The organism is Terrabacter sp. Root85 (assembly GCF_001429185.1).
Taxonomy (GTDB): domain Bacteria; phylum Actinomycetota; class Actinomycetes; order Actinomycetales; family Dermatophilaceae; genus Terrabacter.
In genome coordinates this window covers 790575-803887 of record NZ_LMIW01000008.1, presented here as the reverse complement: position 1 = coordinate 803887, position 13313 = coordinate 790575, and the positions used below count along the sequence as shown (strand labels likewise).

The window sequence follows — 13313 nt, the reverse complement described above, 5'->3', positions numbered from 1 at the left end:
GTGGGTAGGTTCGGCCGATGGCCGACAACACCTTCGTGGCCGGGCAGGACCCCTGGCTCGAGAGACTGGGCAACCTGCGCAACGTCGTACGCCAGGAGATGGTCACCCGACAGCTCGCTGCACACCTGCCTCGTGGTCCGCTCCGCGTCCTCGACGTCGGCGCCGGCCAGGGCACCCAGGCGCTGCGTCTGGCGCGCCTCGGCCACACGGTCACCGCCGTCGAGCCGGACGGGCGCATGCGCGCCACCTTCGAGCAGGCCGCTGCCGGGCTCACCCCGGAGCAGCGCGACCACGTGACCCTCGTGGCCACCGACCTCTCCGGGCTTGCGAGCGTGACGCGGCCGACGGCATACGACGTCGTCATGTGCCACGGCGTGCTCATGTACCTCCCCGACAGCCGCGCCGCGGTCGCCGGCCTGGCCCGCCGGGTCGCGCCGGGCGGCATCGTGTCGATCGCGGCCCGCAACGGCGACGCCATGGCCTGGCGCCCGGCCGGCCGGCACGACTGGTCCGCTGCCCTGGCGATGCTCGACGAGACGCGCCGCGCAGCCGAGCAGGGCCGGGATGCCCGCTACCGCAACGAGATCGGCGTCGACGCGCGCGCAGACACGCTCGCCTCGTTGACGGTCGACTGCGAGGTCGCGGGCCTCGAGCTCGTCGCGTGGTACGGCATCCGCGTCGCGAGCGACGACGTCGGGGTGGATGAGCCCGCACCCACGGGCGACGAGCTGGCGACGCTGCTCGACGTCGAGGAGCGGCTCGGCTCGACCGACCCCTACCGCGCCCTCGGCACCCTCGTGCACGTCATCGCTCGCCGCACGGCCTGACTCCACCCGTCGTGACCCGCGCGGGACCCGGCTCCGGGGCTGACGTCCGGACTCGGGCGTGCTTGGCTCGGACCATGGACGCCGTCGACCGGGTGCAGCAGGCCTTCGCCGCCGTGCCTCGGGCCGGCTTCCTCCCCCGCGGCGCCCGGTCCCGCGCGGGTCACGACGGCCCCATCCTCATCGGGCACGGGCAGACGAACTCGCAGCCGCGGACGGTCGCCGACATGTTGCGCCTCCTCGACGTGCAGCCCGGGCAGCGCGTCCTCGACGTCGGCTCGGGCTCCGGATGGACGACCGCCCTGCTCGCCCACCTCACCGGACCCACCGGCGAGGTCGTCGGCGTCGAGCTCGAGCCCGCCCTCGCGCGATGGGGTGCCGCGAACCTCGCCGCCACCCGGATGGCGTGGGCCGAGATCCACGAGGCCGCCGCCGGGGTGCTCGGCGCCCCGGACCGTGGCCCCTGGGACCGCATCCTCGTGTCCGCCGAGGCGCAGACCCTGCCCCAGCCGCTCGTCGACCAGCTCGGCGACCCCGGGCGGCTCGTCCTCCCCGTCGCCGGCTCGATGACGCTCGTCGTGCGCGACCACGGCACGCTCGTGACGAGCCGGCACGGGCACTACCGCTTCGTCCCGCTCCGCACGACCCCCGGGGCCTGACCGTGAGGGGTCGTATGCCGGGTGGCCGCGGGCGCGATGCGGGCCCAGGACGCCCTTCGGCTTAGAGTGTCCCCGTGTTCGGACGCAAGAAGACCCTCAACGAAGACCTCGCACCCACGGCCTCGACCGACGCGTCGGCACGCGCCGGGGCGAAGAACCGGCCCACGCCGAAGCGGCGCGAGCAGGAGGCCCTCAACAAGCGTCCCCTCATCGTCACCGACCGCAAGGCCGCGACGAAGCAGGACAAGACGGCCCGCCGCGAGGCGATGGCCAAGCAGCGCGCCGGCATGATGACGGGTGACGAGAAGTACCTCCCGGCCCGCGACAAGGGCCCCCGTCGCCGGTTCATCCGCGACACGGTCGACGCCCGCTGGAACATCGGCGAGTTCATGCTGCCGATCATGCTCATCGTGCTGCTGCTCAGCTTCGTCCGGACGAACTGGGCCCTGCTGCTCGTCTTCGTCCTCGTCTACGGCCTCATCCTCGTGGCCATCGGCGACGCCCTCCTCATGTGGCGCCGCACGCGCCGCAAGATGGACGACAAGTTCGGCGGCGCCGAGAAGGGCGACGCGTGGTACGCCATCATGCGCGCCTTCCAGATGCGCCGCACGCGCATGCCGAAGCCGCAGGTCGCCCGCGGCGAGCACCCCGCCTGACCCGCCCGTGCCGGGTCGGACGGGGTGACGGCCGACCGCCTCGGTCAGCCCTGCAGGTCGGCGAACGCCAGCGGCGCCCGCGTCACGGCATACGTCGCGAAGTAGAGCTTGTCGACGGAGCCGTCGGCGGCACGCACGACCTCGAGCACCTCGCCGCGCTCCCGGCCCGCCACGGCGCGGAAGCGGTCGGTGCCCTCGGCGGCATACCGCGTCTCCGACAGCGGCTCGTCGTCGGCGAGCCTGGACCACAGCTCGCCGCCGCGCACGAAGAACGTGATCGGCGACCCCTCCGACCACCAGAGGCCGAGGAGCTCGGTCAGGGCGGGCTGAGCCGTCTCGGGCACCCACGCCGCGGTCAGAGCCGGTTCGGCGTCGACGACGGCCTCGACGAGGTCGGTCGCGAGCCCGAGGGTCAGGGCGCCGGAGGTGGCATTGGCGAAGACGACCGCGCCGACGCCGTCCTTGCGCCGGACCCGCAGGCCGGTGAGGAAGCCCGGCATCGCGCCGCCGTGGCCGACATAGACCCGGTCGCCGCGGCGGCCCATCCCGAAGCCGAGGCCGTAGGCACCGCTCCAGCCGTCGACGTCGGTCATGATGATCGGCCGGCACATCTCCTCGACGGTCTCGGGTCGCACGACCCGGTCGTCGGGGTTCGCGACGTAGGCGGCGTAGCGCGCCATGTCGGCCACGGTCGACCACAGGCCACCCAGCGGTGCCGTCGCGTTGAGGGTGAAGAGCGGCTCCTCGCTCGCGGTGCCGGCGTACGGGTCGACCTGGTAGCCGAGTGCCCGGTCGTCGGCGGGCGTCAGGCCGGTGCGGTCCATCCCGAGCGGCTCGAGCACCCGCTCGCGGACGACGTGCTCCCAGTCCCGGCCCGTGACGCGCTCCACGACCTGGCCGAGGAGGCCGTAGGCGAGGTTGGAGTAGTGGAAGGCGTGGTGGGCGGGGAGCACCTGCTCCGCCTCCTCGACGCCGGCGAGGAACTCGTCGCGCTCGGGGGCCACGAGGCTCTCCCAGATGTTGCCGACCGGCTCACGCTGCAGCCCGGAGGCGTGGGCCAGCATCTGCCGCAGCGGGACCCGCGCGTGCTTCGTGCCCGGCACGTACGTCTCGAGCGCGTCGTCGAGGGACAGCAGGCCCTCGTCGCGCAGCGACATGACGGTCAGGGCCGTGAACGTCTTCGTGACCGAGCCGATCATGAACTGCGTGTCGTCGGTGGCGGGCGCGGGCTGCGACCCGAGCCGGGCCGACCCCACGTGCGCCGACCAGACGAGCGCGCCCTCGCGCACGACGCCGACGCTGACGCCGGGAGAGCGCCAGGTGCGCTGGGCCGTGACGACCCGGGCGAGCAGGTCGCGCTCGAGCCCCGCCGACAGCGCCGTCTCCGACGGGCTGCCGGCCCCGTGCGGCGCGCTCACTCCGCGGCCCGCAGGCTCATCGGGCCGTAGACGACGGTGTCGTTCTCGCGCAGGGTGACCGCCTCGACCCCAGCGTCGAGCAGCTCGCGCCACGACTCCCCCAGGTAGCTCTCGGCGTCGCTCTGGGTCGGGAATCCCGAGGTCGTCACGCCCTCACCCTCCACCGGGTTGCCGTGCGCATCGAGGAACAGCCAGGACCAGTCAGCACTCATGCGGCCACCCTAGTTGGCACGCCGTTTGACGGGCGCAGGCCCCGCGTGCGACGGTTCGCCTAACCGAAGGACGATGGGGCAAGCCGGTGTGACTCCGGCGCTGACCCGCAACCGTGATGCCACCTCCCGCCGCCGTGCGGCCCGGGGTGACCAGCCGGAAAACCCGCGTCCCACCGGCTCCTTTGTCAGTCTGTCGTGGAATGCGGACCGGAGTCACCCCGCCGGGCCGGCCGCAGCCAGCAGACCCGACATGGTGTCCCACCGCGAGGAGGAAACCGTGTCCCCTGTCCGTCGTGCCCCGCTCCGGGTCGTGCTCGCCGCGCTCGTCGCCGCCTGCCTCTCGGCCCTCACCATCGCGCCGGCCCACGCCGCTGCGTACCGCTACTGGGGCTTCTACCAGCTCTCCGACGGCGCCTGGACCTTCGCGCAGAAGGGCCCGGACCAGACGACCCCCAAGGACGGCAGCGTCGACGGCTGGCGCTTCGCGATCGCCGACGAGGCCTCGACGCGCTACCCGCGCGCCGTCCTGACGTTCGAGCAGGTCTGTGGCACCACTGCGGCCGTGTCGGGCAAGAAGCGCGTCGGCCTCGTCGTCGACTTCGGCCGCCCGGCCGATGCCGCCGACGGCGCCACGCCGCCCGAGCCCAAGGCCCTGTGCGCGGTTGTCGCCACGGACGCGACGAGCGCGGCGGTGCTCGCCGCCGCCGGTGACGTGCGCACCGAGAAGGGCCTCGTCTGCGGCGTCGACGGCTACCCGACGAGCGACTGCGGCGGTGCCGTCAAGGAGGTCAGCCCCGAGGCCAAGGCCGCCGACCAGCCGGTGACCATCGCCGCTCCGGCGGCCACGCCGTCCGTGTCGGCCTCGACCCCGGCCGCCTCGGGCACCGACGTCGCCGCGGCGCCGACGTCCGGTACGTCGGGCGGGACCGTAGCGGCCTACGTCATCGCGGGCCTCGTCCTGCTCGCGCTCATCGGCTACCTGCTCATGCGCTCGCGGTCGCGCGCTCGCCAGGACGGCTGAGGAGCCACGACGAGCGTGGCGCGACTCCAGCGCAGGGCCCGGCTCCAGCACCCCGCAGCCTGGTGGCTGTGGGGGCTGGGCCTGGCCACCGCTGCGTCGCGCACGACCAACCCGGTGCTGTTGCTGCTCGTCATCGGGGTCTGCGTCCTCGTCGTCGACGAGCGCCATGACCCTGCCACGGTCAACCCGCTGCCCGCCTTCCTCGCCATCGGTGCCGTCATCGTCGCGTTCCGCATCGTCATGACGGCCCTGCTGGGCAACGGCATCGTCGGTGAGACCGTCGTCATGACCCTGCCGAGCGTGCCGCTGCCGGACTGGGCGGCGGGCGTGCGCATCGGCGGGACGGTGACCCTCGAGTCCCTGCTGTATGCCGCCTACGACGCCCTGCGCCTCGCCGCGGTCCTCGCGTGCCTCGGTGCCGCCAACGCGCTGGCGAGCCCGCGCCGACTGCTGAGATACCTGCCCGCCACCCTCTACGACGTCGGCACCGCCGTCGTCGTGGGGCTGACGTTCGCGCCGCAGCTGCTGACCGACGCCCGCGAGGTGCGCGCAGCGCGCACGCTGCGCGGTCGTGACGGCCGCGGCCTGCGCGAGATGGCCCGGCTCACGGTGCCCGTGCTCGAGGCCGCGTTCGACCGGTCGCTCGGGCTGGCGGCGTCGATGGAGTCCCGTGGCTACGGCCGCGCCGTCCGCTCCACGACGACGAGCCGTCGGGCCGCGACGGGGCTCGCCCTCGCCGGCCTCGTCGGGGTCCTCGCCGGTCTCTACGGCCTCCTCGACTCCTCGGCCGGAGGGGTGCTCGGGCTGCCGGTCCTCGTGCTCGGCGCGCTCCTCGCCGGCTCGAGCCTGCTCGTCGGTGCGTCGCGCGACCCCCGGTCGGGCCACCGCCGCGACCGCTGGACGTGGACCGAGACCGTGACGGTCGTCGCGGGCGCCGTGCCCGCCGCGGTCCTCGTCGTCGGCTCGGTGCAGGGCTGGGAGGGCATCGTGCCGAGCCAGCAGGGCGAGCTGCCCGCCGTGCCCCTCATCGCCGTCCTCGCGCTGCTCGTGGCCGCCCTCCCCGCCTGGCTGTCGCCCCGTCCCCGGGAGGTCGCACCGTGATCACCTTCGAGCACGTGTCGGTGCAGTATGCCGACGCCCCCGCTCCCAGCCTCCACGACGTCACGCTCGAGATCCCCGAGGGCGAGCTCGTCCTCGTCGTCGGCCCCACGGGAAGCGGCAAGTCCACGCTGCTGCGCACCATCAACGGGCTGGTCCCGCACTTCAGCGGCGGCACGCTCACCGGACGCGTCACCGTCGACGGGCTCGACACGGCCGAGCACCGTCCTCGCGACCTCGCGACGGTGGTCGGCCTCGTCGAGCAGAACCCGTCCTCGACCTTCGTCACCGATGTCGTCGAGGACGAGGTCGCCTACGGCATGGAGACGATGGGGCTGGACTCGACCACGATCCGCCGCCGCGTCGAGGAGACCCTCGACCTCTTCGGGCTGACGCCGCTGCGCGCCCGGGCGTTGCGCACCCTCTCGGGTGGTCAGCAGCAGCGGGTCGCGATCGCCGCGCTCTTCGCCGCCGGCCCTCGAGTCCTCGTGCTCGACGAGCCGACGTCGGCCCTGGATCCCGTTGCGGCAGAAGAGGTCCTGGCCTCGCTCCATCGCATCGTGCACGACCTCGGGGTCACCGTCGTGCTGGCCGAGCACCGGCTCGAACGCGTCGTGCACCATGCCGACCGCGTCGTCCTCGTCGACGAAGGACACGTGTCCGAGCTGCTCGACCCCGCCGAGGCGATGCTCCGCTCCCAGATCTACCCGCCCGTCGTCGGTCTCTCCCGCCTCGTCGGATGGTCGCCGACGCCGCTGTCCATCCGCGACGCGCGCCGCAAGGCGGCCGCCCTGCGCGAAGCCCTCGGCACGAGCACACCGCGCCCCGTGGCAGACCTCAGGGTGATCGGGCCCGCCGACGCGGTCACCGTCGACGGCCTTCGCGTCTCGCGCGGCGGCCGGGTCGTCCTCGACGGTGTCGACCTCGCCGTGGCGCGTGGCTCGGTGACGACCCTCATGGGCCGCAACGGCGCGGGCAAGTCGACGCTCCTCGGAGCCATCGCGGCCCAGCACCGGCTGGCCGGGGGGACGGTGCGCGTCGGGGCAGGAGTCGTCGACCCGCACGCGAGATCTGCCCGCGAGCGGGTCCGCACCGTCGGGCTCGTGCCGCAGCAGCCCGAGCTGCTCCTCTACGCCGACACCGTGGCGGCCGAGTGCACCGCGGCCGACGAGGACTTCGGCGCCGCCCCGGGCACGGCCCGCGGCCTGCTCGACCGCATCTCCGGGGGCATCGACCCCGCGGTGCACCCGCGCGACCTCTCCGAGGGTCAGCGGCTCGAGCTCGCGCTGGCCGTCATCCTCTCGGGGTCACCGGAGGTGCTCCTGCTCGACGAGCCGACGCGCGGGCTCGACTACGGGGCCAAGAAGCGGCTCGGCGAGATGCTCACCGGCCTCGCAGCACAGGGGACGACCGTCGTGCTCGCCACCCACGACGTCGAGCTCGCGGCCGAGGTCGCCGACCGTGTCGTCATCCTCGCCGACGGGGAGGTCGTCACCGACGGCCCGGCACGCGAGGTCCTCGCGTCCTCGCCGGCCTTCGCCCCGCAGGTGACGAAGGTGCTCCTCCCCCAGACCTGGCTCACCGTGGCCGAGGTCGCGGGCGCCCTCGCGAGGATCGCATGACCGGGCGCCGGGTCATCCCGCTGCGCTGGCCGGCGGTCGTCGCCGTCGCGGTGGTCGGCGTCGTCGGGCTGGTGGCGTTCACCTGGCCCTTCTTCGTCACCGGGGACTTCGCGCGCGACCACGGCAACGACGCGCCCTGGCTCTTCGCCGTCCTCCTCGGGCTGCTCGCGGTCGTCTGCCTCGCGGAGGTCACGGCCGGACGCCTCGACGCCAAGACGATCGCCGTCCTCGGGGTGGCGGCAGCGGCCGGCGGTGGGCTGCGCCTGCTCAGCGCCGGCACCGCCGGGCTCGAGCCGATGTTCTTCATCGTCATCGTGGCCGGGCGCGTGCTCGGGCCCGGCGTCGGCTTCGTCTCCGGCGCCCTCGCCGTCACCACAGGGGCGCTGCTCACGGGTGGCGTCGGCCCGTGGCTGCCCTTCCAGATGATCTGCGCCGGGGGCATCGGGCTCGGTGCCGGTCTGCTGCCGGCCCGCGCGGGAGGACGCGCCGAGCGGTGGGTGCTCGCGGCATACGCCCTCGTGACGGGACTCGCCTTCGGGCTCTTCATGAACCTCTGGTTCTGGCCCTTCCTCGGGACCAACGCGCCCAGCGGGATGGGCTTCGTCCCCGGAGCACCGCTCTCGGAGAACCTCGCCCACTACGGCCTCTTCTACCTCGCCACGTCCCTCGCGTGGGACCTGCCGCGGGGCGTGCTCAACGCGGTCCTCGTCCTGCTGGCCGGTCCGGCGCTGCTCCGCGTCTTCCGCCGCGGAGCCCGACGGGCGGCCTTCGGGGTGCCGGTCGTCTTCGAGCCGACACGGGCGGCGGGCGCCGACGTCGACTCGCCGCTGCAGGGCGCCGGGGGCGCCCGATGAGCCGCGCGCACGGAGCCCGCACGACGACCCTCGTCACGGGGCCGGTGCGCAGCGGCAAGAGCCGGCACGCCGAGGACCTCGTCGCGGACCACGACGACGTCACCTATGTCGCGACCGGTCGTCGGGCCGATGCGTCCGACCCCGAGTGGAGCCGGCGCGTGGAGGACCACCGGACGCGCCGTCCCGCGACGTGGCGGACCGTCGAGACGACGGACGTGGTCAGGGTGCTCGACGCTGCCACGGGCCCGGTCCTCGTCGACTGCCTCGGCACGTGGCTCACGGCGCTCGTCGATGCGGCGGGCTGGGACGACCTCGACGCTGCTGCCGACGCCGTGCGTCGCGAGGGCGACCGGCTCGTCGAGTCACTCTGCACCGCAACGGTGCCCGTCGTCATCGTGACGAACGAGGTCGGCTGGTCCCTCGTGGCGACGACGGCCTCGGGGCGCCTCTTCCAGGACGAGCTGGGCCGCCTCAACGCCCTCGTCGCGGCGGTGGCGGCGCGCGTGCATCTCGTCGTCGCCGGACGCGTCGTCGACCTCAGCGACGCCCCCGTCGTGCCTCGCGAGCCCCGGCCGAGGACGCTCGATGCGTGACGCCTGGCGTCTCGCGTTCGGCACCTTCACCGCGCTCCGCGTCGGCCCTCCGGAGCACGTCACCGACGTCGTGCTCGGCCGCGCCATGCTGATCGCACCCCTGACGACGGCGCCCGCCCTCCTCGCCTGGGCCGCCCTGGGCACGGTGTCGACGACGGGGTGGGCTCCCGCCGGCGTCGTGGCCGTGCTGGCCCTCGTCGTCACGGCGCTGCTGTCGCGGGCGCTGCACCTCGACGGGCTCGCGGACCTCGCCGACGGGCTCACCTCCGGGCACGACCCTGCGCGGTCGCTCGAGGTCATGCGACGCGGCGACACCGGTCCGGCCGGCGCTGCGGCGGTCGTCCTGGCCCTCCTGCTCGACGCCGCCTGCCTCACGACCCTCCTCGGCGGTGCCCTCGGCGCGGCGCTGGCCGTCGTGGCCCTCGTGGCGAGCCGCATCGCGTGCGCGGTGTGCACGCGGGACGGCATACCTCCGGCCCGTGCCGACGGGCTCGGTCAGGGCGTCGCCGGCACCGTGTCCCGGGCGCACCTGCTGGGCCTCGTGGCGGTGGTCGCCCTGCTGGCCGGCCTCGCGGTCGTGGGGGTGTCGGCTGTGCTCGGCGGCACGTCGTGGGCCGGGGGCGTCGGTGCGGTCGCTGTCGTCCTCGTCTCGGTCGCCGGGGCCGTCGTCGCGCGACGGCACGCGGTCCGGCGCCTGGGCGGGGTCACCGGAGACGTCATCGGTGCCGCGATCGAGGTCGCCCTGGCCGCCGGTCTCGTCACGGCCACTCTGGTCGTCACTGCCCTCTCCCACCCCTGACCGTCGAAAGGCCAGACTTCGCGGGTGCGAACCTGTCGAGGGGCCACTCTTCGCGAGTGCGTAGCCGTCGAAAGGGCAGACGTCGCGTCCGCGAACGTCTCGAAAGGCGCGGCGGGCCAGCGACATCGGCCACTCGACGACCGAGGACCCGCAGACTCTGGCGTCTCGACGGTTGACGTCGGGTGGGTCAGCGGCGGAGGCGCGCCGCGACGGGTCCCGGGAGCCGGCTGCGCCAGTCGGCCTTGGGCGACTCGCGCCGCACCTCGGCGATGCGCTCGCGACGGGCACGTTCGACCGCCGGGGACTCGAGCGCGGGCCACGGCTCGGACCGCTGGGTGGCGCGGGCCAGCACGAGGTCGGCCAGCTCCGGGTTGAGCGCCAGCAGCGGGCCGTGCAGACGAGTGCCGAGGATCGACCCGGCGAGCACACCCTCGGTCGTGCCACCGAGGGCGTCCTCGGTGCGGTTGCCCGACCCGACCTCGAGCGTGAAGAGCGCGCGCGCGCCGTCCTCGCGGACCGTGCGCAGGTCGTTGGCCTCCCAGCCGATGAGGGCGGGCAGGTCGAGGGAGGCATCCGGTCGGGTCACGACGGTGCCGGTGACCTCGGGAGCCGAGTGGATGCTGACCGGCGCGAGACCGAGCCCCTGGTGCCGAGCACCGGCCGGGTCGACCCACGAGCGGGCGACCGCGTCGAGACCGGCGTCGACGGCGAGCAGCACCGCGCCGTCCGAGACCCGTGCCGCGAGGTCGGTCGAGGTCAGCGCCTCGACGAGCGCCGCCACACCGCCACGTCCGGTGCCGCCGACGAGGTAGACGTCGGCGTCGACGAAGGAGTCGGCCCGGTCGACGGTGACGGTCTCGACCGACAGGTCACGGGCGGCCCCGCGGCGCGCGAGCGCACTCGCGTTGGCCTCGTCGGCCGCGGCGACCGTGGCGAGCGGGAAGAGCGTGGCGACGGTGAGTGCCCTGCTCAATGGGTGCCTCCTCGGAACTGCTTGGAGATGCGTCGGAAGGCCGGGTAGTTGCAGGCCACCATCACCTCGCCCGGTGCGTGCGCGCGAACGGCCGACTCGATGTCGGGGGCCTCGACGACGTCGGCGCCGGCCGCGTCGAGGATCGCCACCGCGTCCGCCGTGCGCCCGCCCGTGACGGCGACGCGCTCGCCGGCGAGGCGCTGGAACGGCGCCTCCCACATCGTGGCGGTGTCCTTGGGTCCGAAGGGGTCGACGGCCACGACGAGCGGCCGGTCGGTCGAGACGGCGACGTCGATCGCCTCGGCCCACCCGGCGGGGTTCTTGAGCATGAGCAGGCGGGCGGCGTGGTCGCCGAGGCGGTAGGGCGCGTAGCGGCCGTCGACGTCGGCGACGGCGCTGACCCGCTCGGCGGCCTCGGCCACGTCGACGCCGAGGGCGTCGGCGGCCGCGAGCGCGAAGGCGCCACCCACCGGGCCGGTGCGGCCGGGCACCGTGACCTCGATCCGGGTGCGCTCCCCCGCGTGCTCGACGGCCCAGCCGTTCCCGTCGGGCACGACCTTCCAGTCGGGCTCGGGCCGCGAACGCCGGCAGCCGGGGCAGCTCCACGAGTCGTCGGTGAAGTCCTGGACCGAGCCGCAGGCCGGGCAGATGAGGGCGTCGCCGCGCCAGTAGAGGCCGCCGCTGACGCCGATGCGGTGCGGCGCGGTCTCGAAGGCCCAACTGACGAGCGGGTCGTCGACGTTGACGATGGCGACGCAGTCGTCGGGCAGGGCGGCAGCGGTGCGGCGCCAGTGCTCGAGCGTGCTCCTGAGCGAGACGCCGCGGGTGTACTCGCGCGAGCTGTTGAGCACGACGACCGCCTTGGGCCGGGTGCCGCGTGCGACGGGCTCGAGGTAGACCTCGTCGACCTCGAGGGCCGCGAGCCCGGACGTGCGGTCGGCCGAGAGGGCGGTCACGATCCCGTCGGTCATGTTGGCGCCGGTCGTGTTGCTCACCACCGCGCCGCCGGGGGTGATCGCCGCCGCCACGAGTGCCGTGACGGTGCTCTTGCCGTTCGTCCCGGTGACGAGGACGCTGCGCCGGTCACCGGCCACGGCGCGGAGCACCTGAGGGTCGACGCGGAGGGCGAGGCGGCCACCGATCATGGAGCCGGAGCCCTTGCCGAGGGCCTGTGAGAGCCGTCCCGCCGACCGTCCCGTGGCCAGCGCCAGGCGGGCGCGGAGCGGATCGCGTGCGTCAGACAAAAGCGGTTACCCTTCTCGACATCGTGGGTCGCGCCGCTCGGCAGCGAGGGGCGACCGCTCGGTGACATGCCAGATCGACAAGCCAGATCGTAGCCGCAGCACCGGTTCTCCCGGTCCGCGGGTGGACGAGGAGGAGACCGCGTGCGAGCCACCGATGTCGGGATCGAGATCGGGACGGGGCGCTCGGGTCCACTCAACGCGATCACCGACGTCGAGGGCGTCCGGGTCGGTTACAGCACGATCGTTCACGGTGAGGGCGAGATGACGGTCGGCCAGGGACCGGTGCGCACCGGCGTCACCGTCGTGCTCCCACACGGCGGCCGCGCCTCCACCGAGCCGGTCTTCGCCGGCTACCACCGGCTCAACGGGTTCGGCGAGCTGACCGGCCTCGAGTGGCTGCACGAGTCGGGCATGCTCTCGAGCCCCATCGCCCTGACCAACACCGACAGCGTCGGGGTCGTGCGCGACTCCCTCATCGCCCGCGAGACCCGCGTGCCCGGGCGGATGCCGATCATGCTGCCGGTCGTCGGCGAGACGTGGGACGGCATCCTCAACGACATCAGCGGACAGCACGTCACCCGCGAGCACGTCCATACCGCCTTCGACGACGCGCGCACGGGCGCCATCGCGGAGGGCAACGTCGGCGGTGGCACGGGCACGCAGTGCTACGGCTTCAAGGGCGGCACCGGCACGGCCTCGCGGGTCGTCGACCTCGGCGACCGCCACTTCACGGTCGGCGTCCTCGTCCAGGCCAACCACGGCGACCGCAAGCACTTCGAGGTCAACGGCGTGCCGATCGGGCACGTGCTGACGAAGAAGGTCGTGCCCTTCCCGCGCATGTCCGAGATCACCCGGGTGCCGCCGCCGGGCACCGGGTCGGTGCTCGCCGTCGTCGCCACGGACGCGCCCCTGCTCCCCCACCAGCTCAACCGGCTCGCCCAGCGAGCCGGGCTCGGCATCGCGAAGTTCGGCGCCCGCGGTGACAACTACTCCGGCGACCTCATGATCGCCTTCTCGACGGCCGCGCACGGGATGCCCGACCAGGGCCCCGGCGCCCGCACCGAGATCGGCATGCAGGTCGAGATGCTCGCCCTCGAGTACTTCGACGCGATGTTCGGAGCCGTCATCGAGGCCACGGCCGAGGCCATCCTCAACGCGATGCTCCAGGCCGAGACGATGGAGGGCCGCGACGGACTGACGATCCACGCCCTCGACGGCGAACGACTGGCGAGCATCCTCGACCGCCACGGCCGGCGCCGCTTCTCCCTGCGCGAGTAGCGGCGCACCCGGCCCGCTCACGGCGTGTGCCGGGTGGCGCACTGACCGCGCCCCCCGGCATA

General features: G+C 74.1%; 14 protein-coding genes and 1 riboswitch. Of the genes, 10 read left to right on the top strand and 4 right to left on the bottom strand.

From position 1 onward, the window contains the following. Positions 1 to 17 precede the first annotated feature (17 nt). The 3 genes from ASE25_RS10215 to ASE25_RS10205 all read left to right on the top strand — a co-directional run bounded on the left by ASE25_RS10215 (position 18) and on the right by ASE25_RS10205 (position 2139). The gene (locus ASE25_RS10215; protein ID WP_056825166.1) at positions 18 to 827 is read left to right on the top strand and encodes a methyltransferase domain-containing protein; all 810 of its coding nucleotides are present in this window, start codon (positions 18 to 20) and stop codon (positions 825 to 827) included. A gap of 74 nt (positions 828 to 901) precedes the next feature. Beyond that, positions 902 to 1483, top strand: coding sequence for a protein-L-isoaspartate O-methyltransferase (locus tag ASE25_RS10210; protein ID WP_056781165.1), 582 nt, complete (start codon positions 902 to 904; stop codon positions 1481 to 1483). A 74-nt stretch (positions 1484 to 1557) separates the two neighbouring features. Then, positions 1558 to 2139: a DUF3043 domain-containing protein gene (locus ASE25_RS10205; protein ID WP_056781169.1), complete on the top strand. Its 582-nt coding sequence runs from the start codon at positions 1558 to 1560 to the stop codon at positions 2137 to 2139. A gap of 44 nt (positions 2140 to 2183) precedes the next feature. Here ASE25_RS10205 and ASE25_RS10200 read toward each other — a convergent pair whose 3' ends face one another. Both ASE25_RS10200 and ASE25_RS10195 read right to left on the bottom strand, forming a co-directional pair. Continuing rightward, positions 2184 to 3557: a serine hydrolase gene (locus ASE25_RS10200; protein WP_056825164.1), complete on the bottom strand. Its 1374-nt coding sequence runs from the start codon at positions 3555 to 3557 to the stop codon at positions 2184 to 2186. Beyond that, the gene (locus ASE25_RS10195) at positions 3554 to 3769 is read right to left on the bottom strand and encodes a hypothetical protein (RefSeq protein WP_056781174.1); all 216 of its coding nucleotides are present in this window, start codon (positions 3767 to 3769) and stop codon (positions 3554 to 3556) included. Before ASE25_RS10195 ends, ASE25_RS10200 begins: the two co-directional genes overlap by 4 nt. Positions 3770 to 3822: 53 nt before the next feature. Continuing rightward, a riboswitch (cobalamin riboswitch) is annotated at positions 3823 to 3936 on the top strand. Between the two features lie 110 nt (positions 3937 to 4046). On the opposite strand from ASE25_RS10195, the gene ASE25_RS10190 reads away from it, so the two are divergent. Genes ASE25_RS10190 through ASE25_RS10165 form a run of 6 tightly spaced genes read left to right on the top strand, consistent with a single transcriptional unit; the run spans position 4047 to position 9756 of the window. Beyond that, positions 4047 to 4790 carry an SCO2322 family protein gene (locus ASE25_RS10190; protein ID WP_235508622.1) on the top strand — a complete coding sequence of 248 codons (744 nt, stop codon included), beginning with the start codon at positions 4047 to 4049 and terminating at the stop codon, positions 4788 to 4790. 15 nt (positions 4791 to 4805) lie between these two features. Further along, entirely contained in the window at positions 4806 to 5891 is a 1086-nt protein-coding gene (locus tag ASE25_RS10185) for an energy-coupling factor transporter transmembrane component T (protein WP_056825160.1), read from the top strand. Beyond that, complete coding sequence (locus ASE25_RS10180; RefSeq protein WP_056825158.1) at positions 5888 to 7510, top strand: ABC transporter ATP-binding protein; 1623 nt, start codon at positions 5888 to 5890, stop codon at positions 7508 to 7510. The genes ASE25_RS10185 and ASE25_RS10180 overlap by 4 nt, the downstream gene beginning before the upstream one ends. Further along, a complete protein-coding gene (locus tag ASE25_RS10175) occupies positions 7507 to 8364 on the top strand; it encodes an ECF transporter S component (RefSeq protein WP_056781187.1) in 858 nt (285 codons plus the stop codon). The genes ASE25_RS10180 and ASE25_RS10175 overlap by 4 nt, the downstream gene beginning before the upstream one ends. Then, a complete protein-coding gene (locus ASE25_RS10170) occupies positions 8361 to 8957 on the top strand; it encodes a bifunctional adenosylcobinamide kinase/adenosylcobinamide-phosphate guanylyltransferase (RefSeq protein WP_056781189.1) in 597 nt (198 codons plus the stop codon). Before ASE25_RS10175 ends, ASE25_RS10170 begins: the two co-directional genes overlap by 4 nt. Beyond that, positions 8950 to 9756 carry an adenosylcobinamide-GDP ribazoletransferase gene (locus ASE25_RS10165; protein ID WP_056825153.1) on the top strand — a complete coding sequence of 269 codons (807 nt, stop codon included), beginning with the start codon at positions 8950 to 8952 and terminating at the stop codon, positions 9754 to 9756. Before ASE25_RS10170 ends, ASE25_RS10165 begins: the two co-directional genes overlap by 8 nt. A gap of 187 nt (positions 9757 to 9943) precedes the next feature. Here the strand turns inward: ASE25_RS10165 and ASE25_RS10160 are convergent, their stop codons facing one another. Then, positions 9944 to 10729 (bottom strand): hypothetical protein, encoded by a 786-nt coding sequence (locus tag ASE25_RS10160; RefSeq protein WP_056825152.1) that lies wholly within the window; start codon positions 10727 to 10729, stop codon positions 9944 to 9946. Next, positions 10726 to 11973, bottom strand: a complete 1248-nt coding sequence (locus ASE25_RS10155) for a Mur ligase family protein (RefSeq protein WP_056825149.1) — start codon at positions 11971 to 11973, stop codon at positions 10726 to 10728. The genes ASE25_RS10160 and ASE25_RS10155 overlap by 4 nt, the downstream gene beginning before the upstream one ends. 141 nt (positions 11974 to 12114) lie before the next feature. On the opposite strand from ASE25_RS10155, the gene ASE25_RS10150 reads away from it, so the two are divergent. Next, the gene (locus ASE25_RS10150) at positions 12115 to 13251 is read left to right on the top strand and encodes a P1 family peptidase (protein ID WP_056781205.1); all 1137 of its coding nucleotides are present in this window, start codon (positions 12115 to 12117) and stop codon (positions 13249 to 13251) included. The last annotated feature ends 62 nt before the right edge of the window (positions 13252 to 13313 follow it).